This is a genomic window from Pseudomonas sp. MWU347, from assembly GCF_017947305.1.
Classification (GTDB): domain Bacteria; phylum Pseudomonadota; class Gammaproteobacteria; order Pseudomonadales; family Pseudomonadaceae; genus Aquipseudomonas; species Aquipseudomonas putida_A.
Map to the genome: position 1 here is coordinate 62,441 of NZ_JAFGZB010000005.1, position 26,403 is coordinate 88,843.

29 protein-coding genes are annotated in these 26,403 nt (G+C 61.4%); 14 read left to right on the plus strand and 15 right to left on the minus strand.

Annotated features, from left to right (window positions below):
* Positions 1-77 precede the first annotated feature (77 nt).
* Together KCG87_RS12180 and KCG87_RS12185 are read right to left on the minus strand one after the other, a co-directional pair.
* Positions 78-488, minus strand: coding sequence for an SRPBCC family protein (locus tag KCG87_RS12180; protein ID WP_098968198.1), 411 nt, complete (start codon positions 486-488; stop codon positions 78-80).
* Between the two features lie 30 nt (positions 489-518).
* A complete protein-coding gene (locus KCG87_RS12185; RefSeq protein ID WP_027613242.1) occupies positions 519-1,316 on the minus strand; it encodes an SDR family oxidoreductase in 798 nt (265 codons plus the stop codon).
* Between the two features lie 312 nt (positions 1,317-1,628).
* Here KCG87_RS12185 and KCG87_RS12190 point away from each other — a divergent pair, with 312 nt between their 5' ends.
* Positions 1,629-2,288 (plus strand): isoprenylcysteine carboxylmethyltransferase family protein, encoded by a 660-nt coding sequence (locus KCG87_RS12190; RefSeq protein ID WP_096795888.1) that lies wholly within the window; start codon positions 1,629-1,631, stop codon positions 2,286-2,288.
* A gap of 181 nt (positions 2,289-2,469) precedes the next feature.
* Here KCG87_RS12190 and KCG87_RS12195 read toward each other — a convergent pair whose 3' ends face one another.
* Both KCG87_RS12195 and KCG87_RS12200 read right to left on the minus strand, forming a co-directional pair.
* Positions 2,470-3,138: an HAD-IA family hydrolase gene (locus KCG87_RS12195; RefSeq protein WP_210557728.1), complete on the minus strand. Its 669-nt coding sequence runs from the start codon at positions 3,136-3,138 to the stop codon at positions 2,470-2,472.
* A 79-nt stretch (positions 3,139-3,217) separates the two neighbouring features.
* Positions 3,218-3,631 carry a response regulator gene (locus KCG87_RS12200; protein WP_210557726.1) on the minus strand — a complete coding sequence of 138 codons (414 nt, stop codon included), beginning with the start codon at positions 3,629-3,631 and terminating at the stop codon, positions 3,218-3,220.
* A 199-nt stretch (positions 3,632-3,830) separates the two neighbouring features.
* Between KCG87_RS12200 and KCG87_RS12205 the strand changes: the two genes are divergently transcribed.
* Positions 3,831-4,772 carry a class I SAM-dependent methyltransferase gene (locus tag KCG87_RS12205; protein WP_210557724.1) on the plus strand — a complete coding sequence of 314 codons (942 nt, stop codon included), beginning with the start codon at positions 3,831-3,833 and terminating at the stop codon, positions 4,770-4,772.
* Between the two features lie 126 nt (positions 4,773-4,898).
* Here KCG87_RS12205 and KCG87_RS12210 read toward each other — a convergent pair whose 3' ends face one another.
* The gene (locus tag KCG87_RS12210; protein ID WP_210557722.1) at positions 4,899-5,678 is read right to left on the minus strand and encodes a LuxR C-terminal-related transcriptional regulator; all 780 of its coding nucleotides are present in this window, start codon (positions 5,676-5,678) and stop codon (positions 4,899-4,901) included.
* Positions 5,679-5,789: 111 nt separating this feature from the next.
* Between KCG87_RS12210 and KCG87_RS12215 the strand changes: the two genes are divergently transcribed.
* Together KCG87_RS12215 and KCG87_RS12220 are read left to right on the plus strand one after the other, a co-directional pair.
* Positions 5,790-6,905 carry a polyamine ABC transporter substrate-binding protein gene (locus KCG87_RS12215; RefSeq protein WP_098968189.1) on the plus strand — a complete coding sequence of 372 codons (1,116 nt, stop codon included), beginning with the start codon at positions 5,790-5,792 and terminating at the stop codon, positions 6,903-6,905.
* Between the two features lie 163 nt (positions 6,906-7,068).
* Positions 7,069-8,187, plus strand: coding sequence for a P1 family peptidase (locus KCG87_RS12220; protein ID WP_210557721.1), 1,119 nt, complete (start codon positions 7,069-7,071; stop codon positions 8,185-8,187).
* A gap of 98 nt (positions 8,188-8,285) precedes the next feature.
* On the opposite strand, the gene KCG87_RS12225 is transcribed toward KCG87_RS12220, so the two are convergent.
* Entirely contained in the window at positions 8,286-8,873 is a 588-nt protein-coding gene (locus KCG87_RS12225) for an NAD(P)H-dependent oxidoreductase (RefSeq protein ID WP_098968187.1), read from the minus strand.
* A gap of 86 nt (positions 8,874-8,959) precedes the next feature.
* Here KCG87_RS12225 and KCG87_RS12230 point away from each other — a divergent pair, with 86 nt between their 5' ends.
* On the plus strand, positions 8,960-9,598 hold the full coding sequence (locus KCG87_RS12230) for a TetR/AcrR family transcriptional regulator (protein ID WP_210557719.1): 639 nt from the start codon (positions 8,960-8,962) through the stop codon (positions 9,596-9,598).
* 199 nt (positions 9,599-9,797) lie between these two features.
* Here KCG87_RS12230 and KCG87_RS12235 read toward each other — a convergent pair whose 3' ends face one another.
* Positions 9,798-10,484, minus strand: a complete 687-nt coding sequence (locus KCG87_RS12235) for a GNAT family N-acetyltransferase (protein ID WP_210557717.1) — start codon at positions 10,482-10,484, stop codon at positions 9,798-9,800.
* 194 nt (positions 10,485-10,678) lie between these two features.
* Between KCG87_RS12235 and KCG87_RS12240 the strand changes: the two genes are divergently transcribed.
* On the plus strand, positions 10,679-11,002 hold the full coding sequence (locus KCG87_RS12240; RefSeq protein WP_098968184.1) for a YXWGXW repeat-containing protein: 324 nt from the start codon (positions 10,679-10,681) through the stop codon (positions 11,000-11,002).
* Positions 11,003-11,043: 41 nt separating this feature from the next.
* A complete protein-coding gene (locus KCG87_RS12245) occupies positions 11,044-11,256 on the plus strand; it encodes a YXWGXW repeat-containing protein (RefSeq protein ID WP_027614713.1) in 213 nt (70 codons plus the stop codon).
* 15 nt (positions 11,257-11,271) lie between these two features.
* On the opposite strand, the gene KCG87_RS12250 is transcribed toward KCG87_RS12245, so the two are convergent.
* Both KCG87_RS12250 and KCG87_RS12255 read right to left on the minus strand, forming a co-directional pair.
* Entirely contained in the window at positions 11,272-11,832 is a 561-nt protein-coding gene (locus KCG87_RS12250) for a YceI family protein (protein ID WP_135295461.1), read from the minus strand.
* A gap of 98 nt (positions 11,833-11,930) precedes the next feature.
* Positions 11,931-13,289, minus strand: coding sequence for an MATE family efflux transporter (locus KCG87_RS12255; RefSeq protein ID WP_027614711.1), 1,359 nt, complete (start codon positions 13,287-13,289; stop codon positions 11,931-11,933).
* 126 nt (positions 13,290-13,415) lie between these two features.
* On the opposite strand from KCG87_RS12255, the gene KCG87_RS12260 reads away from it, so the two are divergent.
* The 3 genes from KCG87_RS12260 (at position 13,416) to KCG87_RS12270 (ending at position 16,381) form a co-directional block, all read left to right on the plus strand.
* Entirely contained in the window at positions 13,416-13,985 is a 570-nt protein-coding gene (locus KCG87_RS12260) for a chorismate mutase (RefSeq protein ID WP_210557714.1), read from the plus strand.
* Between the two features lie 124 nt (positions 13,986-14,109).
* A complete protein-coding gene (locus KCG87_RS12265) occupies positions 14,110-14,511 on the plus strand; it encodes a hypothetical protein (protein ID WP_210557712.1) in 402 nt (133 codons plus the stop codon).
* A 226-nt stretch (positions 14,512-14,737) separates the two neighbouring features.
* Positions 14,738-16,381, plus strand: a complete 1,644-nt coding sequence (locus KCG87_RS12270; protein ID WP_210557711.1) for a sensor domain-containing diguanylate cyclase — start codon at positions 14,738-14,740, stop codon at positions 16,379-16,381.
* A gap of 63 nt (positions 16,382-16,444) precedes the next feature.
* Here KCG87_RS12270 and KCG87_RS12275 read toward each other — a convergent pair whose 3' ends face one another.
* Both KCG87_RS12275 and KCG87_RS12280 read right to left on the minus strand, forming a co-directional pair.
* Positions 16,445-16,831: a cytochrome c family protein gene (locus tag KCG87_RS12275; RefSeq protein WP_027614707.1), complete on the minus strand. Its 387-nt coding sequence runs from the start codon at positions 16,829-16,831 to the stop codon at positions 16,445-16,447.
* A 64-nt stretch (positions 16,832-16,895) separates the two neighbouring features.
* Positions 16,896-18,227, minus strand: coding sequence for a PLP-dependent aminotransferase family protein (locus KCG87_RS12280; protein WP_098968180.1), 1,332 nt, complete (start codon positions 18,225-18,227; stop codon positions 16,896-16,898).
* A gap of 88 nt (positions 18,228-18,315) precedes the next feature.
* On the opposite strand from KCG87_RS12280, the gene KCG87_RS12285 reads away from it, so the two are divergent.
* Positions 18,316-19,209 (plus strand): DMT family transporter, encoded by an 894-nt coding sequence (locus KCG87_RS12285; RefSeq protein WP_210557710.1) that lies wholly within the window; start codon positions 18,316-18,318, stop codon positions 19,207-19,209.
* 111 nt (positions 19,210-19,320) lie between these two features.
* Here the strand turns inward: KCG87_RS12285 and KCG87_RS12290 are convergent, their stop codons facing one another.
* Complete coding sequence (locus KCG87_RS12290; protein ID WP_210557709.1) at positions 19,321-20,766, minus strand: SulP family inorganic anion transporter; 1,446 nt, start codon at positions 20,764-20,766, stop codon at positions 19,321-19,323.
* A gap of 158 nt (positions 20,767-20,924) precedes the next feature.
* Between KCG87_RS12290 and KCG87_RS12295 the strand changes: the two genes are divergently transcribed.
* On the plus strand, positions 20,925-21,215 hold the full coding sequence (locus KCG87_RS12295) for a hypothetical protein (protein ID WP_139054592.1): 291 nt from the start codon (positions 20,925-20,927) through the stop codon (positions 21,213-21,215).
* 82 nt (positions 21,216-21,297) lie between these two features.
* Positions 21,298-21,843, plus strand: coding sequence for a hypothetical protein (locus KCG87_RS12300; protein WP_210557707.1), 546 nt, complete (start codon positions 21,298-21,300; stop codon positions 21,841-21,843).
* 41 nt (positions 21,844-21,884) lie between these two features.
* Here KCG87_RS12300 and KCG87_RS12305 read toward each other — a convergent pair whose 3' ends face one another.
* On the minus strand, positions 21,885-22,520 hold the full coding sequence (locus KCG87_RS12305; RefSeq protein WP_098968177.1) for a hypothetical protein: 636 nt from the start codon (positions 22,518-22,520) through the stop codon (positions 21,885-21,887).
* Between the two features lie 241 nt (positions 22,521-22,761).
* On the opposite strand from KCG87_RS12305, the gene KCG87_RS12310 reads away from it, so the two are divergent.
* Entirely contained in the window at positions 22,762-23,403 is a 642-nt protein-coding gene (locus KCG87_RS12310; RefSeq protein WP_210557705.1) for a TetR/AcrR family transcriptional regulator, read from the plus strand.
* A gap of 598 nt (positions 23,404-24,001) precedes the next feature.
* On the opposite strand, the gene KCG87_RS12315 is transcribed toward KCG87_RS12310, so the two are convergent.
* Both KCG87_RS12315 and ggt read right to left on the minus strand, forming a co-directional pair.
* Positions 24,002-24,535 (minus strand): cysteine hydrolase family protein, encoded by a 534-nt coding sequence (locus tag KCG87_RS12315; protein ID WP_210557703.1) that lies wholly within the window; start codon positions 24,533-24,535, stop codon positions 24,002-24,004.
* Positions 24,536-24,604: 69 nt separating this feature from the next.
* Complete coding sequence (gene ggt / locus KCG87_RS12320; RefSeq protein ID WP_027614698.1) at positions 24,605-26,332, minus strand: gamma-glutamyltransferase; 1,728 nt, start codon at positions 26,330-26,332, stop codon at positions 24,605-24,607.
* Between the last annotated feature and the right edge of the window lie 71 nt (positions 26,333-26,403).

Below are 26,403 nucleotides of genomic sequence, written 5' to 3' on the forward strand. Positions count from 1 at the left end.
TCAGCCAACATAATTGTTGAATGATCGACCGCTATCGCGAGCAGGCTCACTCCTACAAGGGTTTTTGTGGCGTTCAATCAGGCTGGATAGTTGGCCCGCAGCGCCTCAAGGCCACCCTGATAGATGCCGGTGAACAGCGCCACCACTTCCTCATCGCTCACGCCCTTGGCGTTGAAGCGTCCCGACCACGTCACTCGAGCGCCCTGCCCCTGAGCTTCAACCTTGATCGTCGCCAGATAGTCAGTCGCCGGGAACGGTGCCTGTTCGATCGAGTAGCTGTAGGTCCTGGCAGCGTTGTCGAACGCTTGCAGACGCTCGATCACCACCGCGCCATCGGCGGTTTGCAGGGTGCGCACGCGTCCGCCTTCGCTCAGTTCACTCTTGGGAATCAACGGCAGCCAGTCCGGCAGCGTGTTGAAGCCGCCGATCAATTGCCAGACCTGATCGGCCGAAGCCGGGATGTCGATGGTTGCTGATGCAGTTGCCATAAATAAACGCTTCTCCAGAGTCTTCGCGGTTCAGATCGCCATACTGTCGACTACACCGCCATCCACGCGCAAGGCCGCGCCAGTGGTGGCGGAGGAAAACGGCGAAGCGATGTACGTGACCAGATGCGCCACCTCGGCAACATCGGCCACCCGCTGGATGATTGATGTCGGCCGCGCCCTGCGCACGAAGGCGTCGGCTTCCTCGCGCAGGTTGCGGCCGGACTCGGCGGCGGCGTCCTTGAGCATGTGTTCCACGCCACCGGTAAACGTCGGCCCCGGCAGGATCGCATTGACCGTCACACCGGTGCCCGCCAGACGCTTGGCCAAGCCATGGGACACCGCAAGGTTGGCGCTTTTGGTCACGCCGTAATTAAGCATGTCGGCCGGGGTCGCCACGCCGGATTCCGAGGACAGGAAAATCACCCGTCCCCAGCCCTGCTCGACCATCGCCGGCACGTAATGCCGCGACAGGCGCACGCCGGAAATCACGTTGACCTCGTAGAAACGCGTCCACTCACTGTCCGGGGTGTCGAAGAAATCCACGGCATCGAAAATGCCGAGGTTGTTCACCAGAATGTCGGCGCGTGGTTCGGCGGCGAACAGTTTTTCCGCACCTTCGGCAGTGCCCAGGTCGGCCGTCAGTCCGCGCAGTTGCGCACCCGGCACCTGCTGGCGAATGCTCGCCAGCGCTTGCTCGACCTTGGCCGTTTCACGCCCGATCACCACAACCGTGGCTCCGGCCTCGGCCAGTGACTGACTGATGCCCAGACCAATGCCACCCGTGCTGCCGCTGACGATGGCCAGTTTTCCACTCAAGTCGATTTTCATGGGTTCACCTCTTTGATGGGCAATACACGGACAAATAGAAGGAATGAATCAGCGTAGACGCGATGTTGGCCGGATGAAGGCGTTGCCGACCAAAGACTGGTCACGACCGATCCGACGCCTACGCGAGCAAGCCCGCTCCCACTGGGGATTGTCGGTCGATGGAGGCTCTCGGGCTGGCCATGATCAAGGATGGGAGTGGGCTTGCTCACGAAGGGGCCGGGACATCCGGCATCAATGGTCACTGACCCGACGCCTTCACGGGTTCAGCGGCGTCCTACACTGAAAGGATCAGCCGCTTTTCAAGAGATGACCATGAAAATGTCTGCGCAAATGACCGTGGTTGCGGTGCTCGCCACCCTCGCCTACCTGGGCCTTGCGGTGTGGGGCATTGGCGGGCCGGCGGTGTTCTTTTCGCATGGGGCGCTGGTGCTGGTGGCGCTGGCCACGGTGCTGATGGTGGTGGCGTCGCTGTTCACCGATGTAAACATGAGCTCGGGCGAGCGCGAGGACCGCGCCAATCGCTGGGTGATTCCGGCGTTCGGCGTGATCGGTCTGGTCAGCGGTTTTCTCCCGGCATACTGCGACCGCATCGACTTCTGGACCTTCGGCGCTGAAGGCGTGCGCTGGCTCGGCGCCTTGCTGTTTATCGTCGGTGGCACGCTGCGGCTGTGGCCGGTGTTTGTGCTGGGCCGTCGGTTCAGCGGCCTGGTGGCGATTCAGCCGGGGCATCGGCTGGTCACCGACGGCATTTACACACGCCTGCGCAATCCGAGCTATCTGGGGTTGGTGGTCAACGCCGTGGGCTGGGCGCTGGCGTTTCGTTCCAGTGTCGGGTTGATTCTGGCGGCGCTGACGCTGATTCCACTGATCGCACGTATTCACTCGGAAGAGGCGCTGCTGCGCGGGCAGTTTGGTGCAGAGTACGAGGCTTATTGCGCGCGCAGCTGGCGATTGTTGCCGGGGGTTTACTGACGCCATCACCAGCAGACTGAACCGGCTCCTGCAGTGTTGGATAGCGGGCAACATTTACGGCCCGACATTGATCGAATGTGGGAGCGGGCTTGCTCGCGAATGCGCTGAATCAGTCGACATCGCATGCAACTGAAAGACCGCATTCGCGAGCAAGCCCGCTCCCACAGGGGACTTTGTAGTGTCAGGCCTTCTGCAGGTGCAGTTGACCTTGGCTATCGACGACAACGCTCAGCGGCTCATAACTGTCGATAGTCGCGTGGCGGGTTTCGAGGGGATGCTGGTGCGTCGTGGTGATGATCATCAGCGCTGCACCTGCCGCTTCAGCGGCCTGAATACCGACAGTGGCATCTTCGAAAATCAGGCAGTCACCAACCTCAAGCCCCAGGCGCTTTGCCGCCAGACGATAACCCGCCGGATCAGGCTTGCCAGCCGCCACATCCTCCGCCGTAATCATCACCGCAGGCTCGGAAATCCCCGCCGCGGCCATCCGCCGCAACGCAAGATCCCGTGGCGCCGACGTCACCATCGCCCAGCGCTCACTTGGCAAGGCTTCGAGAAACGCCGCGGCCCCAGGTATCTGCACAATCCCTTCGACATCATCGATTTCCGCCTGCGCGATGAACGCCGCTTGCGCCTCGGCGTCCACTCCCGGCAGGTTCAGCCGGCGGATGGTGTCGATGGCGCGAGCACCGTGGATGGTCGGCAGGAAACGCTCGACATCAACCCCGTGACGCTCGGCCCACGCCGCCCAGACGCGCTCGGCAGCGGCGATGGAATTGAGGACGGTACCGTCCATGTCGAACAGGAACGCGCCGAACGCGCGGTCGAAGACGTTATCGTGAGCAGACAAAAGGTCGCATCCTTTGACAGAATTGGGCAGATTGGCCGGGCAATGTAGCATTTTTGCCCGGCCATTCGCCCCGAAGGGCTCAGTGCAGACGCGCGGCCTTGGACTTGAACGCGCTGTCGACACAGTCAAGCAACTGGCCGATGGCCCAAGGCTTTTTGATAAACGCGACCGGATGCTTGACCCCGGAAGTTTCCGGGGTTTCATAACCGGACATGACCATCACCGGTTTGTCCGGCCAGCGGTCGCCGACCAGATTGGCCAGCCCCGCTCCGTTGATTTCACCGGGCATGGTGATGTCGGTGAGCAGCAGCGCGACTTCCGGCGCGTGCTCTTCCAGATACAGCTTGGCGGCATCCGCGCTGGTTTGCGGCTCGACCTTGAAACCTTCCTCCTGAAGAATTTCGCAGAGAAACTCCAGAATCAACGGGTCGTCCTCAACCACCAGAATCAACCCGCCAGGAAGGAGCGCGCTCGGTGTCGGTGTTGGACTCATGAACTGGCACTCCCTGAATTGCATTAACGACTTAGCGGCTCAAATCCGCTGCTTATCTGGTATGAGCAGCGCGCCCTGCATAAATTCATTTTTGATACAGGTCTTTTCTTAACAGTGGTCAATCGCCTTGGCTGACCGGCGTTCGCCAAGCGGTTTTTGTGGTTAAAATGCCGGCCCTTTTGCTTGCCGACCGTGACTGATGAACCCTGAAGCCCTCGCCACCCTCCGCGCCCATCTGCTGCCTGCACTCGCCACGGCGCCGAGCGAAACCCGCCGCCTGTTCCATGGCCGTGGGCGTTGCTGGCCGGGGCTGGAACAGTTGACGGTGGACTGGCTGCAAGGCGTGGTGCTGGTGTCGCTGTTCAAGGAGCCGCAGCCCGAACAGCTCGAAGCGCTCAAGCAATCGCTGCTCGACCTCAGCACCTCGGCGGAATGGCAAGAGTCCGGTGCCCACACCTTGCTGGTGCAACATCGTTACCTGCCGCAGAGCACCGCCGAATGGCTGCTGGGCAATGAAATCGACGAGATGAGCATCGTCGAGGGCGGCTTGCAGTACCGCGTCGATCTCGGTCGCAAGCAGAACGCCGGGCTGTTTCTCGACATGCGCTATGGGCGCAACTGGGTGCGTGAGCAGGCAGCGGGCAAACGCGTACTGAACCTGTTCGCCTACACCTGTGGGTTTTCCGTGGCAGCGATCGAAGGCGGCGCCAGCCATGTCGTCAACCTCGACATGTCCCGCGCCGCACTGAGCCGCGGTCGTGACAATCACCGGCTGAACGGGCATGACCTGAGCAAGGTAAGTTTCCTTGGCCACGACCTGTTCAAGTCCTGGGGCAAGGTGATCAACAGCGGCCCGTACGACCTGGTGATCATCGACCCGCCATCGTTCCAGAAAGGCAGCTTTCTGCTGACCAAGGATTACCAGCGCGTATTGCGTCGTTTACCGGAATTGCTCACGGCTGACGGCACGGTGCTGGCGTGCATGAATGATCCGTCATTTGGTTCGGATTTTTTGATCGATGGCGTGACGCAAGAGGCGCCAAGCTTGCGCTTTGAGCAGCGGCTGGAGAATCCGCCTGAGTTTCCGGATATTGATCCTGAGAGCGGCCTGAAGGCGCTCGTCTTCAAACGCACAGATTGACCTGGCACCCCGATAACCAATGTGGGAGCGAGCCTGCTCGCGAATGCGGTGTGTCAGCCAGGATTTCATCAACTGACAGAATGCTTTCGCGAGCAGGCTCGCTCACACAGGGGGGGCTGGTGTGGCTCATGAAGTGGATGGGCGCAACACCAGCGCAAACAGTTCGCCATGCCCGTTCACATTGAGCTTGTGATAGAGATTGCGCCGATGCACTTTCACCGTCTCCGGCGAGATGCCCATCTGCTGGGCGATGGCCTTGCTGGAAAAGCCCTGCAGAATCAGCCGCGCGGTGTCGACTTCACGGGTGGTCAGGCGCGCATCGAAGCGATCGAGCAGCGTTGCCAGATCCCCCGCCACCGGCTCGGCGCCCGTCCCTTGCGGCGGCAACAGCTGCACGTGTCGGCGCATCGCCGCCAGCACCCAGTCGCGCACACACAGCAGACGGCCCTGCTCGGCCAGATCGAAAGCCGTCGAGCGTCCGAGTGACAGGCCAAGCACGCCGCCCTCGATGTTGATCATGAACTGCAACTCGTCCTCACCGACCACCGAGCGAAAGTAGCTCTGGTAATACTCGCTGTGCAGAAACTGGTCCGGCGCCACCGAGGCCAGGCTGTGCAGGCCGTCGGCGATGCCGGTCGAGGCGGTTTGGTAGAACGGATCGAGCAGGTACATGCCAGCGGTGTAGCTAGCCAGTTCTTCCTGCTCGTCGGCGCGGCCCTTGCTGTCGAAGTCGATCAGCAACTGCGGCGCCTGCCCCGCCTTCATCAGCGCCACCAGCGCGTTGTCCAGCGGCACCAGCAGGCGCAGCGTGTCGACCAGCGCGCGCCAGAAAGCGTCCTGGCCGACGGCGGCAAACACCCGCGCCAGACTTTGGTGCACCGGCAACTCCTGCAACAACGCGTCCACGCTCTACCCCTTTTGAGTAACCCATGATGGGAATGGGTCAGGCGTGCCCGCCCGGATAGGCTGAGCACTCCTGTCAATCACCGGCCTGCCGCAGGCCAGGAGTGCCGCATCATGCGTTGTCGTCGTGGCTATATCAACCGGGGCATCAACCTTGGCCTGCTCGCCTGTTTTGGCGTCGCATCCGTCGCCAGTGCCGCCGATGCGCCGAGCGTGCACGTCTACAACTGGTACGACTACATCGGCCCCACGACGTTGGCTGACTTCAAGCGCGACAGCGGCATTCAACCGGTTTACGACACCTTCGACAGCGCCGAAGTGCTCGAAGGCAAACTGCTGACCAGCCGCAGCGGTTACGACGTGGTGGTGGCGAGCAACTTCAGCCTGCCGACGCTGATCAAGGCCGGCGCCCTCGCCCCGCTGCCTCGCGATCAACTGCCGGGCTGGAACAATCTGGACAGCGATCTGCTGAGCAAACTGGCCAACAACGATCCCGGCAATCAATACGCCGTGCCTTATCTGTGGGGCACCAACGGCATCGGCTACAACGTCGACAAAGTGCGCGCCGCGCTCGGCGACAAGGCGCCGCTGGATTCGTGGGATCTGGTGTTCAAGGAAGAGAACCTCGCCAAGCTTGGCCAGTGCGGGGTGGCGATGCTTGATTCGCCGTCGGAAATGCTCCCGGTCGCCCTGCACTACCTGGGCTTGCCGCCCAACAGCACCAACCCCGAGGACTACCAGAAAGCCGAAGCGCTGCTGCTCAAATTGCGCCCGCACATCGCCTACTTCAACTCGTCGAAATTCATCAGCGACCTGTCCAACGGCAACATCTGCGTGGCAGTCGGCTGGTCCGGTGCAATGCTCGAAGCCAAGACCAACGCCGAGCAGGCCAACAACGGCGTGAAGATCGCCTACAGCCTGCCCAAGGAAGGCGCGCCAGTGTGGTTCGACACGCTGGTGCTGCTCAAGGATGCGCCGAACCGCGCTCAGGGTCTGGCGTTTATCGACTACCTGCTGCGCCCGGAAGTGATCGCGCCGGTCAGTGATCACCTGTCGTACCCCAACGGCAACCGCGCCGCGACGCCACTGGTGGCTGCGGCCACCCGGGATAACCCGGCGGTGTATCCGTCGGCCGCGGCGATGGCCACGTTGTACACCCTGGAACCGCTGCCCAAAGCCACCGAACGCGTGCGTACGCGGGTGTGGAGCAAGGTCAAGAACGGCCAGTAACCCCAACACATTTCCCTGTGGGAGCGAGCTTGCTCGCGAATGCGTCGGGTCAGTCAACATCTCCTTTGAATGACACACCGCCTTCGCGGGCAAGCCACGCTCCCACAGGGTTTTGTGTTCAGTCCCGCTCATTCATTTCTGCCTTTTTATAGAGAGACATCCCATGAAACCTCGTGCCCGTGACCTCAACATCCGCATCGGCCAACTGCAACCCGGCCCGCTCAACGCCATCACCGACGTCCCCGGCGTGCGCGTCGGCCACAGTAACGTGCGTGGCCGCAGCGACAGCGGACGGGACATCTGCACCGGCGTCACAGTGATCGAACCGCGCCGCGGCTCGACCAACCAGCAACCGTGCTTCGCCGGGGTGCATGTGCTCAATGGCAATGGCGATGCCACCGGCCTTGAGTGGATTCGCGAGGCCGGGCTGCTGACCAGTCCCATCGCCTTCACCAACACCCACAGTCTTGGCGTGGTGCGCGATGCGTTGATTGCGCTGGATCGTCAGCAGCAACCGGACGACGGGCGCCTCTACTGGAACATGCCGGTGGTGCTGGAAACTTTCGATGGCTTGCTCAACGACATTAATGGTTTTCACGTAAAGCCCGAGCATGTCGCCGAGGCGCTGAGCTCAGCGCATGACGGCGCAGTAGAAGAAGGCGCCGTTGGTGGCGGCAGCGGCATGATCTGCCATGAATTCAAGGGCGGCATCGGCAGCGCGTCACGCCGTTTGAGCAGCGCTCAGGGCGGTTGGACGGTGGGCGCGATCGTCCAGGCCAACCACGGCATTCGCAGCGAGTTGCGGGTCGACGGTTATCCGGTGGGCCGTTACATGGAACAGGTGGATTCGCCGTTCCTGCGGGCTTCGCTGCCGCATCCGGGCATGGGTTCGATCGTGGTCTGCCTGGCCACCGACGCACCGCTGCTGCCGCATCAATGCACGCGCCTGGCACAGCGCGCCAGCCTCGGTCTGGCGCGCAGCGGCGGCGGTAACGAAGACCACAGCGGCGACATTTTCATTGCCTTTGCCACCGGCAACGAGCAGGTGCCATCCGCCGCTTACGAGGGTAAAGGCGCGCCAACCTGCGACGGCTTGCGCATGGTCAACAACGACCACATCAGCGAGCTGTTCCTCGCGGCTACCGAGGCGGTCGAAGAAGCGATCATCAATGCTCTGCTCGCCAGCGAGAGCACTGAGGGCAACGGACATGCGGTGCCTGGGCTGGATAAGGAAACGCTGCTCGCCGCCCTCGCCAGAGCCGGCTGGCCCGGATCACGCTGACAACACCTGTAGGAGCTGCGGCACGCTGCGATCTTTTGATTTTCTAAAAACAAGATCAAAAGATCGCAGCCTTCGGCAGCTCCTACAGGAGGTGCGGCTCAGGTGAACATCTGGGCGCCGATATGTCGCGCCGTTTGCAGATGCTCCTGCGGATCACGCACCTCCGACTCCACCATCAGCGTCGAACTCACTACCGTCGCCCCGCTGTAATCGAAAATCCCGTGTTCGATCTGCGCCTTCATCGCCGGGCCATAACCGTGACGTTCGTAGGCGCGTTCATCGGCCCCCGCAAGCCCGACCAGATGCACGCGCAGGCGCTGCAGCTTCTTCACATGCTTGAGGTCGCCAGCGAAATCAAACGCCCAGCCATTGCTGAACACCCGATCAATCCAACCCTTGAGCAACGCCGGCATCGACCACCAGTACACCGGGAATACCAGCACCAGAGCGTCGGCCCGATCAATCCGTGCCTGTTCCGCCAATACGTCGGCTGGCGGCCGCGCCTCACGGTGATGCACGGCGAAATCCGCTGCGCCGAACACCGGCTGAAATCCCTCGGCGTAAAGATCGGCGATTTCCCGGGTATTGGCAGGGTTGGCGCTTGTCAGGCCCTCGGCAATCTGCGTTGCCACGCTGTGGGTCAGCGAACGCGGTTCGTGATGCGCCACAACAATCAATGCGTGCATGGTCATTCTCCTGTAAGTTTGCGCTGACCAAGGGCTATATACTCTTGGTAAGTTACGAACAGTAAGTTACGTTTGGTATATAAGCGATGTCAACCATAGAAATGACCGAAGCCGATTCCCCTGCCCAGCCGCGACGTCGCCTGTCGCGCGAAGATCGCAACCGCCAGTTGCTCGACGTCGCCTGGCAGATCATTCGGGCCGAGGGCACCGATGCCCTGACCCTGGGTTACCTGGCGGACAAGGCCGGAGTGACCAAACCGGTGGTCTACGACCACTTCACCACTCGCTCGGGCTTGCTCGCGGCGCTGTATCGCGACTTCGATACTCGCCAGACTGCGGTGATGAATGCAGCGATCGACCAGTGCCCGCCAACGCTGATCGACACCGCGACGGTGATCGCCACGGCGTACGTCGATTGCGTGTTATTGCAGGGCAATGAGAGTCCTGGAGTGATTGCCGCGCTGGGCAGCACGCCGGAGCTGGAAAAGATCAAGCGCGACTACGAGGCAATCTTCCTCGAAAAGTGCCGCAGTGTGCTGCAACCGCTGGCTGCTGGCGGGGAAATCACCCAAGCCGGTTTGCGCGCGATGCTCGGTGCCGCCGAGGCGTTGTCGAATGCTGCCGCCAGTGCTGAAATCAGTGCCGGGCAAGCGAAGGACGAATTGTTCGCGACCATCATCGCGATGGTGGAACGGGCCGCCGCCCGTGCGACTAGCGGTACTTGAGTCGGCCCCCGCGCGTTCCCATGATGAAGGTACGCAGGCGCTTCACTCCTGAGCGACTGCATAGGGAACGGGTGTTCTGAACCCCAAATCAAGCCTGTTCCCTGTTTCATGCGCAGCTTGAGCCTCATGGGCTCTACTTCTCCCCATCAAAGAGCCTTGAGGCTCTTTTTTTGTCCGTTTTTTGCGCCGGACTCAGGACTCAGTGCAGCGTCAGGCGCTGACGGACAAATTCTTCGACGTGACGGGTAGTTTGATCCAGATGCCGGTCGCGCTGTTTTTCGGCATCGAGCATCGCGCGCTTGCCGTTTTTCTGCAGCAGGTAGGTGTGGATCTGCTGCACTTCCAGCGAGCGATAGATCGGTGTGGTGTCGATGAAACCGCGCAGGCCGTTGCTGCGGTAATGCCGGGTGCTCATCAGCACCTGGGTTTCGCGCGCGCCGATCACCTCGAAACCCAGCACCTCGAAGTACGGCACTTTGCCGACACTGCAGGTCAGCTCGGCGTGCGGATAACGGCTGACCATCTCGCCGATCATTGCCCGCGCCACGCCCTGGCGACGATAGCCTTCGCGCACGGCCATGTAGGCGACGCTGCACGCTTCCCAATCGCCTTGCACCGGCAGGTACAAGAGGAAACCTATGACCCGCTCCGGGTCGTCCTCGGCCGTCGCCACCAGCAATTCCACCTCAGTGCCCTTCTCGCCATTCAGTGCCTCCAGATACAGATGCACCTCATAGCCGACCGCGTACTGATAGACGTTGTACAGCAGATTGCTCGGGCCAAGACCGACCGCGCTGATGTCGGTCAGGTAATCGACCACCAGTTGCAGAATCTGGCTGTTAACGCTTTCGGGGCATGGGGATTGGTAGTGGGTGATGCATGGCATGACAACTGAACTCCGGCGGAAAACCGCGACATCATACCGTGTCCCGACGCCTGCCACCGTCGCAGGAAATACCGAAGCAAGCTGACGGTTGACCTGAAGAAAATTTCATCTGCCAAGGCTCGGATCTTTCGCCGATTTAGCGTCCAATTCTTCAGCTGCGTTCACTTTTTTAACGCAGGCCTTGAGGAGTTCACATGAACGTTTTGCGTTCTCTGTTCAAATGGCGGCAAGCCTTGTTGCTGGTGCCGCTGACCCTGGCAGCGCTGGCCAGCACCCCGGTGTTTGCACAACCCCCGGTTTACATTCAGCAGGCACCGCCGCCGATGCGCATGGAAGTGATGCCCGGCCCGCGCCCCGGTTATGTCTGGGATCAGGGCCATTGGCGCTGGGAAGGACGCGGCTACGTGTGGATGCCCGGTCATTGGCAACCGGTGAGGTACAACGCGCACTGGCGACCAGGCCACTGGCAGGCGCGCGGTCCTAACTGGTACTGGGTCGAAGGCCACTGGGCCCGTTGAACCCGCTCGGCAACAACAACTTATCTACCGGGAAGACCACCATGTCGCGAAACCTGAAAACCCTGCTCGCCGCCTCACTGGTCGCGATCACCCTGTCGGGCTGCATTGTCGAACCGGTACGGCCGCATCGGCCACCGCCGCCGGTGGAAGTCGTGCCGGTCATGCCAGCGCCCGGTTATCACTGGGTCGCCGGTCACTATCGTTGGGATGGACGTGAGTGGCGCTGGGCACCGGGACATTGGCGCGCCTACTGACCTGAGCGGCTGGCGTCACTGCTGTGGCGCCACTACCTTGAACTTGATCGCGATGTCGTTGGACACCACAGTGTCCGTCCACTCCCCCGCCCCGAGTCCGAACTGGTCACGCTTGAGCACCAGCTCACCGTCGAAAATGCCGATCGAACTGTCCGGTTTCAGCTCGACCGGCACCTGCACCTCGCGGGTGATGCCCTTGAGGGTGAGCTGGCCGGCGATCAGATAATGATTGCCCGTGACCCGGGTAAAACGGCTGGACTCGAACACCGCCACGGGAAAGCGCTGCGTATCGAACCACGCCGGTTTCACCAGTTCGGTGTTGGCGTCGGTGCTGCCGGCGTCGATGCTGTTGAGGTCGATGTGCAATGTGGTGTGGGCGCCGGCGAGGTTGTCGCTGTCGAACTGCAGTGTCGCGTCGAACTTGCCGAAGGTGCCGTACATCAGCGAGCCCATCTGGTTGTAGGTAAAGCTGATCTGGCTGGCGGTGGTGTTGACGCGGTTGTATTCAGCGGCCTGCGCCGCGCTCGTGACGCACAGGCAGGCAAACAGTGCCACAGCGGTGAATCGGGCACGCATGGGATTCTCCGGACGGGGCAAACCTTCGAGGCCTCGACTGACTTAAGCAAACAACCGGCGAATGCGCCATGTCATTTGTCTGCCGATGTGGCTCGGGCTCAGACCAGCCGCTCGATCTTCTGATGCTGCCAGACCAGTTTGTAATACAGCGTCTGCAACACCAGCATGCCCAGATACGCCACCGGGAACGCCATCCAAACGCCCTGCAAACCGTACTGACCGTCCAGCCAGTAAGCTGCCGGCAACTGCACGCCGACCACGCAGACAATCGCAATAATCACCGGCACCAGCACCGTTCCGCTGGCGCGCATGATGCCGCCGATGATCGCCTGGAAGCCGAACACCAACAGGCTCCACAACATGATGTGCAGCAAGTGCTCAGCCATCGCCCGGGTCGAATCTTCGGTCAGGAACAGTCCCAGCAACCAGTGCGACAACAGGTAACCGAGCACAATCAAACCGCCGGTCAGGCACACGTTGATCAACAGCCCGGTGCGCAGGATCGCTGCCAGGCGTTGCAGTTGCCCGGCACCAATGGCCTGGGCGCCAAGGATCGAGGCGGTGATGGCAATCGACAGCGCCGGAAACTGCACGTAGTTGACGATCTGCGTCACCGCGCCATAGGCCGCTGTCGCCTGCGAGCCGTGCTGGTTGACCAGCGCCAGAATCACCAGCTCCGACAGCGACAACACGATCATCTGCACCCCGGTCGGCAGGCCGATGCGCAGCACCTTGCCGAGAATCGCCGCGTCCAGCCGCAGTGCCGCGAAGAACTCGCGGTCCGGCGCCAGCGGATGGTCCTTGCGAATCAGCCGCCACGCCAGCCACGTCATGGCCGACAGGTTACCGGCCAGACCGGCGAAGGCGGCACTTTGAATGCCCAACTGCGGCAGACCGAACCAGCCACGAATCAACGCCGGGGTCAGCGCCAGCCCGACCGAGGTCGACACGATCAGCGCCAACAGTGGCGACACGGTGTCGCTGACTCCGCGCAGCAATTGCGTGAACAGCACAAACACCAGCATCGACGGCAGAATCCACATCATCACATGCGCATACGCCACTGCGTCGTCCAGTACATCCGCCGGCGTTCCTAACCCTTGCAATGCCTGACGCGCAAACACGCTGCCGAGTACCGCCGCCAGCAAACCGATCAACACCCCCAGCAACAGCGTTGCCCCGGCGATCGCCTTGACCATGTGTGCCTCGCGCGCGCCCCACGCCTGGCCGATCAACACCCCGGCGCCCGCGCCCAGGCCGATCACCAGCGCGATAAAGAAAAAGATCACCGGAAACATCCCCGACACCGCCGCCAGCGCTTGCGTACCGAGCATCTGCCCAATGTAAATGCTGTTGACCGTGCCCGACATCGATTGCAGGAAGTTGGACAACACCATCGGCGCAAGGAACAGCAGGTAGGTTTGCCAGAGCGGTTTGATGGTGCTGGGGGTTTGCATTGAGGATCGTTCTCGGGGTGGGAGATGCGAGGGATATTACGCTAGATGGGCGGGATAAAGTCGGTCGACATCGCCTCTGCTCAAGGCTTAAATGTCGGCACTATTTTTTGTGGAACGCGCCTGCCCATGACTCCGTTGCGAAATGCTCTGACCTGTTCCCTGCTGGTTCTGTTCAGCCACGCTGCCGGCGCCGCCGAGCCCCCTGTTTCCTCCGAATCGTTGCGTCCGTTGCTGACAACCTTGAACGAACGCCTGAACATCGGCGACCTCGTCGCCCTGACCAAATGGGACAGTGGCAAGCCGATTCAGGACAGCCCGCGCGAAGCCCAGGTCATCGCCAATGCCCGCACCCTGGCGACCGAACACCAACTCGACCCCGAAGAAGTCGCCCAGTTGATCGCTGCACAAATGGAGGCAAACAAACTGGTGCAGTACGGATTGCTCGCGCAATGGCAGGCGGCTGGTGCGGCGCCGGACACCCCGCGACCGGATCTTGCCGGGCAGATTCGTCCGCGCCTGGACGAGCTGCAAACCCGCCTGCTGCGCCAGTACGCCGACTTCGCGCCGCATCGCCGCGACCCGAATTGCCCGGTCTGGCTGGCCAAGGCCCGGCAGGGCCTGACACACGACGCACTGCATGATCTGGCCCTGACCCGCGCCACCGGAGAACTATGCATTCGGGCGCAGAAGCTCTGAATCCGGACTTGCGGCATACATCGCTGGCGTCGATAGTCACCATCACGCCAATGAAGTTCTCATAAAAAATCCGCGGCGTAACATCAGCTCCATACCAACCCAATACACCCCGGAGCACACGATCATGAAACGCCAAACCATCCTCGGCATCGCTTTCTCGGTTCTTGCAGTTAACGCTTTTGCAGCAACACCCGTTCACACCTTGGTCGCTGAAGGCGGCTCGGACAAGTTGATTGAAAGCCGTCTGGCTGAAGGTGGTTCTGATCGTTTGCTGGAGAGCCGTGTTGCCGAAGGTGGCTCGGATCGTCTGCTGGAGCGCCGCGTCGCTGAAGGTGGTTCGGATCGTCTGCAAGAACGCCGTGTCGCTGAAGGTGGCTCGGATCGTCTGCTGGAGCGCCGCGTCGCTGAAGGTGGTTCGGATCGTCTGCAAGAACGCCGTGTCGCTGAAGGTGGTTCGGATCGTCTGCAGGAACGCCGCGTCGCTGAAGGTGGCTCGGATCGTCTGATCGAAAGCCGCAATGCATAAAACAACGGCTCTAAAGCAGTCAAAGAAGCCCGGCCTGATCAGCCGGGCTTTTGTATTTCGTCGTTTGCTGGCGTGGTTCTTTTCAACAACCCGCGTCAGAAAGGATCTTGCCTTGTAGGGCATTGGCGAAACTTCCGACGGTGCTTATCCGAAGCGACCGACTGGCAGCCCGACGCTTAATGCGCATACCATGCGGCCACAACGTCCAAACAGAATTTGCCTGCCCATGCTCAAAGCCAGTCTGCGAAGTCACCTGACCCTCTGGTTCGCCGGTTTGTCCCTGCTGACCCTGGCGATCGTCGGCTTCTATGTCGGGCATATCGCCACCGAACAGATGAAACAGGTCAGCGGCAATTCACTGCTCAATACCGCGCGTTCTGCGGCAACGTTGCTCGGTGACCAATTACGCGAGCGCCAGCTGGAGGTCTACCTGCTCAGCCGTGCGCCGCATCTGGAACGCGGCGACCTCGACAACCCGGCGATTCTCAAATCGATGCAACTGCGCACCCAGGCCCGGGCCGAGTATGCGTGGATGGGCGTGACCGATGCCGAGGGCCATGTGCATCAAGCGGTGAATAATTTGCTGGTCGGGCAATCGGTGCAGCAACGGCCATGGTTCCAGGCTGGCCTGCGGGGTGAGTACACCGGTGACCCGCACGAAGCGGTGTTGCTGGCCAAACTGCTGCCGGGAACGCCCAACGGCGAACCGCTGCGTTTCATCGACTTCGCCGCCCCGATCCGCAACGCCGACGGCCAGGTGATTGGCGTGCTGGGCGCGCACGCGCACTGGAGCTGGGTGACGCGTATCGTCGAATCGGCAGCGTTCTCGCATAAAAATGCGTCGCCGGATATCGAAGCGCTGATCATCGATCACGACGGCAAGGTGCTGTACCCGGAAGCCCTGATGGGCCAGCAACTGGCGGTGAATGATTCGAAGTCGCCGGGCTGGTCGGTCGGCAACGGTTACCTGACCAGCATGGTCACCGTACCGACGCCTTCGAGTACGGCGTTGTCCTGGTCGATTGCCGTGCGCCAGCCACTGGACACCGCTCTGGAGCCGGCGCGCCTGCTGCTCTATAAATTGTTGCTGCTGGGTGTGGCCGCCGCCGTGGCATTCGGGCTGGTGGCGTACTATCTGGCGCAGTATCTGAGCCGGCCGATCGAGCAACTCGCGCACTCGGCCAAACAGGTGCAGAACCAGCAGCCCGGCGCACACTTCCCGCTGCAGCACCCGGTGCGGGAAATCGCCCAGCTTGGGCAGTCGATCGACGCCATGACCCGGTCGCTGCTGGCCAAGGAGCGCGAACTGCAGGAAGCCAACGCCTCGCTGGAAGCCACCGTAGCCCAGCGCACCGCGGCACTGATGCAGGCCAATGCCGACCTGTTGAACCTGGCGACCCACGACGCCCTGACCGGCGTCTACAACCGTCGCCGCTTCGATGAAAAACTCAGCGAATACAGTCTGCTGTTCCGCCGCACCGGGCGACCGTTTGCCCTGCTGCTGATCGACGCCGATCACTTCAAGCGTATCAACGACACCTACGGCCACGCGATTGGCGACGACGTGTTGCAGCAATTGGCGCAACTCATTCAGGTCAGCGTGCGCGCCACAGACTTCGTCGCCCGTTATGGCGGCGAGGAATTCGCCGTACTGCTGCCGGAAGTCGCCCAGCCTGATACTCCAGAGGTGGTCGCCGAAAAGATCCGTGTCGCCGTGGCCCAGGCGCACTTTCCCGAGATCGGACAGGTCACGGTGAGCATTGGCGTCGCGCTGGCCGACCCGGCGGACAACAGCCACACGATGCTGATCAAACGTGCCGACCAGCAGCTGTATCAGGCGAAAGCGGCGGGCCGTAATCAGGTGGCTTGATCAGCCCTCTTTGACTTCGCAAATGCCGTTGGCCTGGTTTTCCGGGCCGGCCGAGCAAAATCTTTAATTGGAGAACTGCTGCAGATACGCCAGCAAATTATCGATCTTCTCCTCGTCACTCAGCCCCCAGAAAATCATTCGTGTGCCCGGCACCACGCCCTTTGGATCTTTCAGATACGCAGTCAGCGTTTCGCGGTCCCAGGTCTTGCCCGAGTTTTTCATCGCCTCGGAATACACGTAATTGGCCGAGGTGCCGGCCGCTCGACCGATGATGCCGTTGAGTTGCGGGCCGAACCCCGGGCGCGCATCCGGGCCAACCTGGTGGCAGCCGCCGCACAGGCGCGGGAAGATCTTTTCGCCGGCCTGCGGATCGCCTGCGGCGCGGGTAGTCGAGCTGAACAGTACGGCGGTGGCGGTCAAGGCAAGCAAGAGTGCAACGGTGTTTTTCATCTAGGGTTCCGGAACGGCTTGAATCTGGCTGCGCAAGGGTAACATCTGTCCCCCGGGCCTTGTTTTACAGGTAAGCGGCGATGACCTTCCTGACGGTGGTCAAGGCCTGCCGCAACACATCCATTTCCACTGAACCCAGGGCCAGTCGAATCGCATGCGGCACATGGGCCGATACGGCGAACGGCTCGGCCGTGGTGACCGAAATCTGCTTCTGCATCAGCTCCACCACAATCTGATCGGCACGCACGTCTTCCGGCAAGGGCAGCCACAGGAAATACGAGTTCGGATGGGCGACGCATGGCAACCCTTTGAGCAACTCGGCAGCCAGTGCCTGGCGCGCCTGGGCATCGTGGCGTTTTTGCGCTTCCAGTTCGATCACGGTGCCGTCGTCGAGCCAGCCGCAGACGATCGCGGTCATCAGTCCCGGGGTGTTCCAGGTGGTTGCGCGAATCACCCGCTCCAGTGCCGGAACGTGGGCCGCAGGCGCAGCAATGAAACCGACGCGCAGGCCGGTGGCGATGTTCTTCGAAAGGCCCGAAACGTAGACCGTGCGCTCAGGCGCCAGGTCGATCAGAGGACGCGGCGGGTCTTCCACCAGAAAAGCGTAGGCCGCATCTTCGATAAGGGTCAGATCATGCCGCCGCGCGATGGCAGCCAATTCTTCGCGCTGCTCGATAGGCATCACCCAACCAAGCGGGTTGTGCAGGGTCGGCATGCTGTACACCGCACGCACCGAGCGACTGCGGCAGAGTTTTTCCAGCGCGGCCAGATCCGGCCCCTGCTCGTTGACCGGGATCGCCACCACTTCCAGATGCAACGCCTCGGCCAGCACTTTGAACCCGGAATAGGTCAGCGCATCGGCGGCGATCACATCGCCGGGCTTGAGCAACGCCATCAGCGTCACCGCCAGCCCCTGCTGGGCGCCGTTCACCAGCAGCACTTGTTCGGCGTCGACGCTGACACCACGACTGAGCAAATGGCGCGCGACCGAAGCCCGTTCGTGGGCCCGGCCGGCATGGGGCTGATAGCGCAATAACGCTTCCAGATCTCCCGACAACGCCAACTGGCGCAGTGCGGTGCGCAACAATTGCGTCTGACCGGGCAAGGACGGGTAGTTGAAATTGAGGTCGATCATGCCGACGGCCACGTCTTTCTGGTCGATGCCCTGCCCCGGCGACAACGAGGTTTCGCGCACGAAGGTGCCGCGCCCGGTTTCGCCGCTGACCAGCCCCATGGCTTCAAGTTCGGCGTACACCCGCGAGGCCGTGACCAGCGCCAGGCCTTCCTGCGTGGCCAGTTGCCGGTGCGTCGGCAGACGGGTGCCGGGCGCCAGACGTCCGGTGCGAATGTCGGCGGCGTAAGTGTCGACGAGGGTCTTGTAGCGAGAGCGGGACATGTCGGGATGTATCCATGACAATTTTTTGATTGTCCTGATTCTCAATCATAGGATTCTCTCAAAGCAACCCACAATGAGTGTGAATCGTATGGAACGGACTTCAAACGTGAGCAACCCGGCACTGGAAAAAACCAGCGGCTGGATCAACGGCTTTATTGGCGTGGTGTGCTTCAGCGGCTCGCTGCCGGCGACGCGCCTGGCAGTGCTGGAGTTTGACCCGGTGTTTCTCACCGTCGCGCGCGCCGCCATTGCCGGCGTCCTGGCCGTTGCCCTGTTGTGGTTGTTCCGTGAGCGGCGACCGTCCAGGGATCAGTGGTTTTCGTTGTTGATCGTGGCATTGGGCGTCGTGCTCGGTTTCCCGCTGCTGACGGCGTTGGCATTGCAGCACGTGACATCGGCGCATTCGATCGTCTTTGTCGGCTTGCTGCCATTGGCCACTGCGCTGTTTGGCGTGTTGCGCGGTGGCGAGCGTCCGCGCCCGGTATTCTGGTTCTTCTCGATCCTCGGCAGTGCTCTGGTGGTGGGGTTCGCCTTGTCACAGGGATTGTCCGCCTCGCCCACCGGTGACCTGCTGATGCTCGCCTCGATTCTGGTCTGTGGTCTGGGTTATGCCGAAGGCGCAAAACTGTCGCGCACCCTGGGTGGCTGGCAGGTGATCTGTTGGGCGCTGGTCTTGTCGCTGCCCCCGATGGCAATTGCGAGCCTGTGGCTGGCCCCGCCGTCGTTCAGCGGCATCAGCGTGTCGGCATGGGTCTGTCTGGGCTACGTTTCGCTGTTCAGCATGCTGGTCGCGTTCGTGTTCTGGTATCGCGGCCTGGCCCAGGGCGGGATTGCCGCGGTTGGTCAACTGCAGTTGCTGCAACCGTTTTTCGGCCTGGCGCTGGCAGCGACGTTGCTGCATGAGCAGGTCAGCATCGGCATGCTGGTGGTGACGGTGGGCGTGATTCTTTGTGTGGCCGGGGCGAAGAAGTTCTCCCGATAGTGATCTTTGGCATCGCCTCTGTGGGAGCGGGCTTGCTCGAAGGCGTAGTGGCAGTCGATACCGTTTCACCGACATACCGCCTTCGCGAGCAAGCCGCGCCCACAACTGCACTCAGTGGTGTTCGACGCCGGCGCGTTTCAACAGCTTCTTGCAGCGCTCGGAGAGATGAAACACCTGCAGCTCCTTGCCCGCCTTTTCGTAACGCTCGCGCAGGGTCTTCAACGCGGCAATCGCCGAGTAATCGACGAAGCTCAAATGCCGGCAATCGAGGGTCACTCGTACTGGGTCATTGGCCGGGTCGAACTGGTTGAGGAACGGCGTGGTCGAGGCGAAAAACAGCGTGCCGTGCAGGCGGTAGAGTTTGCTGCCGTCGGCTTCCAGATGCTCATCGGCGTACAACTCGCGGGCCTGCTGCCAGGCGAAATTCAGCGCGGCGATGATGATCCCGCAGAGTACGGCAGTGGCCAGGTCGGTGAACACGGTGATAGTGGTCACGGCGATGATCACCAGTACATCGTTGAGCGGCACTTTGTTCAACACCCGCAACGACGCCCAGGCGAAGGTCTGCTGCGAGACCACGAACATCACTCCTACCAGTGCCGCCAGCGGAATACGCTCGATCAGCGGCGACAGAAACAGGATGAACAGCAGAATCAGCACCCCCGCCACCACCCCGGACAAACGCCCACGGCCGCCGGAGCTGAGGTTGATCACGGTCTGGCCGATCATCGCGCAACCGCCCATGCCACCGAATGCGCCGGAGACCATGTTCGCCGCGCCCAGCGCCACGCACTCGCGATCCGGGTAGCCGCGGGTTTCGGTGATTTCGTCGGTGAGGTTCAGGGTCAGCAGGGTTTCCAGCAGACCGACCAGCGCCATCAGAATCGCGTACGGGGCGATGATGCGCAGGGTTTCCAGCGTCCACGGGATGTCAGGCAGCGCGAAAGTCGGCAGACCGCCGGCGATGTGCGCCATGTCGCCAAGGGTGCGCGTCGGCAGACCGAACAGGTAGACCAGCAGGCCCACGCCGAGGATCGCCACCAATGCCGGCGGCACCGCGCGGGTCAGGCGCGGCAGGATGTAGACGATGGCCATGGTCAGCAGCACCAGCCCGGTCATCAGGTACAGCGGCGTGCCGCTGAGCCAATGTTCACCGCTCTTGAAATGCTCCAGTTGCGCCAGTGCAATGATGATTGCCAGGCCGTTGACGAAACCGAGCATCACCGGATGCGGCACCATGCGCACCAGTTTGCCCAGGCGCAACAAGCCGAACGCCATCATGATCAAACCGCCGAGCAACACCGTCGCCAGCAAGTACTGCACGCCGTGCTGCACCACCAGCGCCACGATCACCACCGCCATCGAACCCGCCGCCCCGGAGACCATTCCCGGCCGGCCGCCGCACAACGCCGTCAGCGTACAGATGATGAAGGCGCCGTACAGGCCCATCAGCGGGTTGAGGTGAGCCACCAGCGCGAACGCAATGCATTCGGGCAACAGGGCAAACGAGGTGGTGAGTCCGGCCAGGACATCGGCGCGCAGACGTTTCGGTTTCATGGCTTACCTGACTGAGCGGTCCACGAGGGTGACCGCGGATGTTCGCGAAAATGAGGGGTGCGGATGTTACGGAATAGTTCGGAATCGGGCCAGTGATCGCTGACACCCGTCGACGCGCGATTTATCCTGACGCGCTTCTGCCCCCATCGAGTACGACCATGACTGCATTGCTGACCGCCCGCGACGTTTGCCAGCGCTTGCGCGAGGCTGCGCTGGGCGTGCTGATGTTCAACAGATCCGAGACACCCGCTGATACCGGACTGGTTGCGGTCGATATCGAGGGCTGGCGCCTGTTGCTGGATTTTGAGGGTGGGCGCTTGCATCACTGTGAACAGTGCCGCTGCCCGGATGGCCGCGAATGGCAATTCAACAGCCGTTACGGCACCGACCCGGTGAATCTGCTCAGTACCTGGGAACTGGCGCAGATCGAGAATCTGTTGAAGCTCTGAGCGCTTCACGGTGAAGTCGGTTGCCCAATGATGGCACTCTGCCCATAATTCGCTCCCCTTATTCCTCACGCAAGGAAACGCCGTGAAAAAGTCTCTGTTGTTGATCCCGATGCTGGCAGTGCTGCTGCAAGGTTGTGGCATGACCATGACCCGCTATGAGCCGAGCTTCGAAAACGTTCAGAAGCTCAAGCAGACTCCGCCGCTGCAGGCGATCAGCAATCCTCAGGTAACTGCCGAATCCGGTGAAGGTTCGCTGACTGTGCGGGCCAACCCGGTGCGCTCGCCATCCGGCAGCATCCCGGCGCATATCCAGGACGCGATCACCGAAGAACTGCGCAAGGCCGGTCTGCTTGATCAGCAGGCTCAGCGTCAGTTGAAAGTGCTGGTGGTGAAGAACAACCTGTCGGCCGGCATGGGCACAGGCGAAGGCCAACTCGCGGCACGCTTCACCCTGCTCAATGGCCAGAATGTGGTTTACGACGCGACCAAGCATGTCAGCAGCCAGTGGAGCAGCAGCTTCTTCGGTTTCATTGCGATTCCAAATGCGGTCAACGCCTACAACCCGATGCTGCGTGACTTGCTGAAAGAACTGTACAGCGATCCTCAGTTCATCCAGGCCCTGAAGTAAGGGCGAAAAAAGAGCCGCGATTGCGGCTCTTTTTTTTGGCATCAGGCCCGTGGAGTACGGGGCTCGAGTGCCGAGTATTTCAGGTTGTTGTTGTCGATCATCTGCTTGAGCAGCGCATTGACCTGACGGGCGAAGGTGTCGTTGACCGCCGCCTTCGGAGTGTTGCCCATCAGCGGAATGAACCAGATGCCGATCCAGGTACCGACCGCATCATGGTTGCTCGCGGTGGTCAGGGCCTGACCCGTTCCGTCCACGGCTTCGAGGCTCATGGTGTACTGATCGGTGCCGTATGCCGGGATCACCCCCAGGCTGAAACCACTGATGAAGCCCAGCACCATCGAACCGGCATTCGGCGGATGGTTGTACATTTTCAGACGCAGGCTGTAGTCGCCCGGTTGCTTCTGGAACTCGTCCAGGGTGACACGGCCGAACAGGCCCGAATCGGTCAGAATCTTTTGCAGCTCAGGCTTGAGCTGATCACGCGCCTGCGGCACTTCTACGGCCGAAGCGCTTTTCGGCTCGCCCTGATAGAAGTCGAAGTCCACATAGACATTGGGTTTGTTGGCGTAGCTGGCCATCGATGGCAGTTTGACCGGCGCGACTTCGTCTTTGGTGAAACTGGCACAGCCACCGAGCGCAAGCACCAGGCCCAGCGCCAGGATTTTCCCGAATTGCATGTTGTCTTCCCTATGTGAACCGAGCCAAATGATAGCAATGAGCCTCCATTGCGGAGGCGTGGCGGATTCTAGAGAGAGCGCTCGCTTGAGGAAAGACTGAATCAGGAAATTTACACAAAAATATCCGCTCAGCCCTGTCGCAAGTGGAACAGTTAGCTGGCTTCGCCGCTATATAGTTTTGTATATTGCGAAACCGAAATTGCCCGTATCTGCCCATGCCTTCTATTCACACCGTGTTCCCATGAGCGCCATCCGCGTACGCAACGAGCAACTGATCCTCGCCGCCGCCAGCGAAGAGTTCGCCGCCAACGGCTTCGACGCCACCCAGACCCGCGACATCGCCGCCCGTGCCGGCGTGCCCAAGGCCAACCTGTATTACTACTTCCAGACCAAGGAAAACCTGTACTCGAAAGTCCTCCTGGGATTTGTCGAACCGCTGCTGGAAGCCTCGGCAGCGTTGCGCGAAAGCGATGACCCGCTGATCGGCCTGCACGCCTACATCGCCGCACGCATCCGCATCGCCCGCGAACACCCGGCGATTGCCAGGGTATTCAGCGGCGAGCTGCTGCTCGGCGGGCGCCAGTTGCCAGACGAATGCCGCGACCTGTTGCACGCCGAAGCCCGACGCAACGTCGAGTGCCTGCGCAGCTGGATCGAACGCGGCCTGCTGGCCCCGGTGGACCCGGAACACCTGATGCTGTTCATCTGGTCGGCGACCCGCACCTACACCAATATTGGCTGGCAGATGGGCTGCATCACCGGGCGCGCAGTGCCGCAGGATGAGGATTACGCGACGGCAGCCGAGACCATTACGCGGTTGGTGCTGGAGGGCGTCGTGGCACCGCGGGTTGGGGAGATTCGTGGGGTTTTGTTTGCGACTTGAAGTGTGAGGGCTGCTACGCAGCCGGCGCGAGCAAGCTCGCTCGCCACAGGGAACTCATGCTGGACATGGGAATTGGTGAACACCTTCAATCATTGTGGGAGTGGGCTTGCTCGCGAAGGCGTCGGGTCAGCCAACACATGCGTCACAGACCCACCGTTTTCGCGAGCAAGCCCGCTCCCACAGGGGATTTGTGCTGGGCAAGGAATCTGTGAACACCTTCAATCATTGTGGGAGTGGGCTTGCCCGCGAAGGCGTCGGGTCAGCCAACGCATGGTCAGAGACCCACCGCTTTCGCGAGCAAGCCCGCTCCCACAGGGGATTTGTGCTGGACATGGGAATTGGTGAACACCATCAATCATTGTGGGAGTGGGCTTGCTCGCGAAGGCGTCGGGTCAGCCAACACATGCGTCACAGGCCCACCGCTTTCGCGAGCAAGCCCCCTCCCACAGGGGATTTGTGCTGGACATGGGAATTGGTGAACACCATCAATCATTGTGGGAGTGGGCTTGCTCGCGAAGGCGTCGGGTCAGCCAACACATGCGTCACAGGCCCACCGCTTTCGCGAGCAAGCTCGCTCCCACAGGGGTATGCGCTGGTTTTAGAAAGTGATCTCGGCTGCGGGTTTGACGTCGACCCGGGCCGTGGCGCCCGTCAGGTGCGCCAGGTCCTTGTTGTGTTCGGCGATGATGTCTTCGGCGCTCATCGTGCTGTCGTTCACGGTGGAATGGGCGTCCGCCACGAGCACCACGTCGTAACCCCGTTGATGGGCCTGGCGCACGGTGGCGTTGACGCAGTAGTCGGTCTGCAGGCCGCAAATGATCAGGCGTTCGAAGTCTTCGCTGGGCAGCAGTTTGCCCAGCTCGGTCTGATAGAACGAATCCGGGGTGGTTTTGCGTACGCGCAGGTCTTGCTCCGTCGTCAGCAGGCCGTCGGCGAGTTGCCAGCCTTCGGCACTGTAGGCCAAAGGACTGTCCTTTTCTTCATGCTGTATCAGCACCACCGGCACGCCAGTCTTGCGCGCACGCGTGCTGAGCTGGTTAATGGTGTCGATCACACGGTGGATGTCGAAGCACTGATACTCGCCTGAGCAGAGAGCCTGTTGGACGTCGATGATCAGCAATGCGCTAGACATGATGGGCCTTCCTTGATCGATCCTTGAGACAGGGGGCGGAGCTGAGCCCCGCCGCCTGTTTTACGCCTCTCAGTAACCCAATGACAACCCGGTATTGCGCCGTGGATCGTTGGCCCCGTAGAAACGGTTTTTGCCCACCGGTTTACCGCCCAGCGACGGCGCGCCGACCAGGATCGCGGCGATGTGGTTGGCATCCTGCGGCCCGGCGAACTTGTGGCCCCAGCTCTCGAGGATCTTCTTCGTATCCGGGCTGGCGGCGAAGTCTTCGAGGTTGGTTTCTTCAGGCATCCATTGCTGGTGGAAACGCGGCGCGTCGACGGCTTCCTGCAGGCCCATGCCGTAATCGATGACGTTGAGCATGGTCAGCAAGGTCGCGGTGATGATCCGACTGCCACCCGGCGTACCAACCACCATCACCACTTTGCCGTCCTTGGTGACGATGGTCGGGCTCATTGACGACAGCGGGGTTTTGCCCGGAGCGATGGCATTGGCCTCGCCCTGCACCAGACCGTACATGTTCGGCACGCCGACCTTGGAGGTGAAGTCGTCCATCTCGTCATTGAGGATCACCCCGGTCTTGCTCGCCATCACCCCGGCGCCGAACCAGTCGTTGAGGGTGTAAGTCACCGACACCGCGTTGCCCCACTTGTCGACGATCGAATAGTGCGTGGTGTTGTTGCCTTCATGCGGCGCGACGCCGGGTTTCAGTTCGGCGGAGATCCCGGCCTTCTGCGGCTGGATCGCGTTGCGCAGCTTGGTCGCGTAGTTCTTGTCCAGCAGATGCTCGATCGGGTTCTTCACAAAATCCGGGTCACCCAGATAGCTGTTGCGGTCCACGTAAGCGTGACGCATCGCTTCGATCTGGTAGTGCATGCCTTGGGCCGAATGGAAGCCCAGATCCTTCATCGGATAGCCTTCAAGAATGTTCATGATCTCGCAGATCACCACCCCGCCGGAGCTTGGCGGTGGCGCCGAAACCACATGGTAGCCACGGTAATCGCACTCCACCGGGGCCAGTTCGCGGGTCTTGTATTTGTCGAGGTCGGCCTGGGTGATGATGCCCTTGTTGGCCTGACTGGACGTGACGATGGCGTCGGCCACCCAGCCTTTATAGAAACCGTCAGCGCCTTTTTCGGAAATGGTGCGCAGGGTCTTCGCCAGATCCTTCTGCACCAGCTTCTGCCCGACCTGCATCGGCTCGCCGTTGTGCAGGAAGATCGAGCCGGAATCACGCATGTCCTTTTTGAACACATCGGTGGCGTAGTCCAACAGATCGACGTCGCCCTGCTCCAGCTCGAAGCCGTCTTCCGCCAGTTTGATCGCCGGGGCGATCATGTCCTTGCGCGGTTTGGTGCCGTACTTGCTCAGCGCCAGCTCCATGCCCGACACGGTGCCCGGCACCGCCACGGCGAGGTGACCACGAGTGCTCAGATCCGGGACGACGTTGCCGTCCTTGTCCAGGTACATGTTGGCCGTCGCCGCCAGCGGGGCTTTTTCGCGGAAGTCGAGGAACGTCTTGCGCCCGTCCGCCAGTTGAATGGTCATGAAACCGCCACCGCCGAGGTTGCCTGCGGCGGGATACACCACCGCCAGCGCATAGCCCACAGCGACCGCCGCATCCACCGCATTACCGCCGTTTTTCAACACATCGACACCGACATGCGAGGCCAGGTGTTGAGCGGTGACCACCATGCCGTTTTCGGCGGCAACCGGTGCTACGGAAGCGGCGTGGGCCATGAGGCAGCTCAGTGCCAGTGACGTCGCAATCAGCGTTTTGGCCAAAGGTTCGTACTTCATGAGTCGATCTCTTTTTTGTTTTCGGGTTCTGTGCAGAACAGAGGGGAACGCTGCAAAAGCACCAAGCAGTA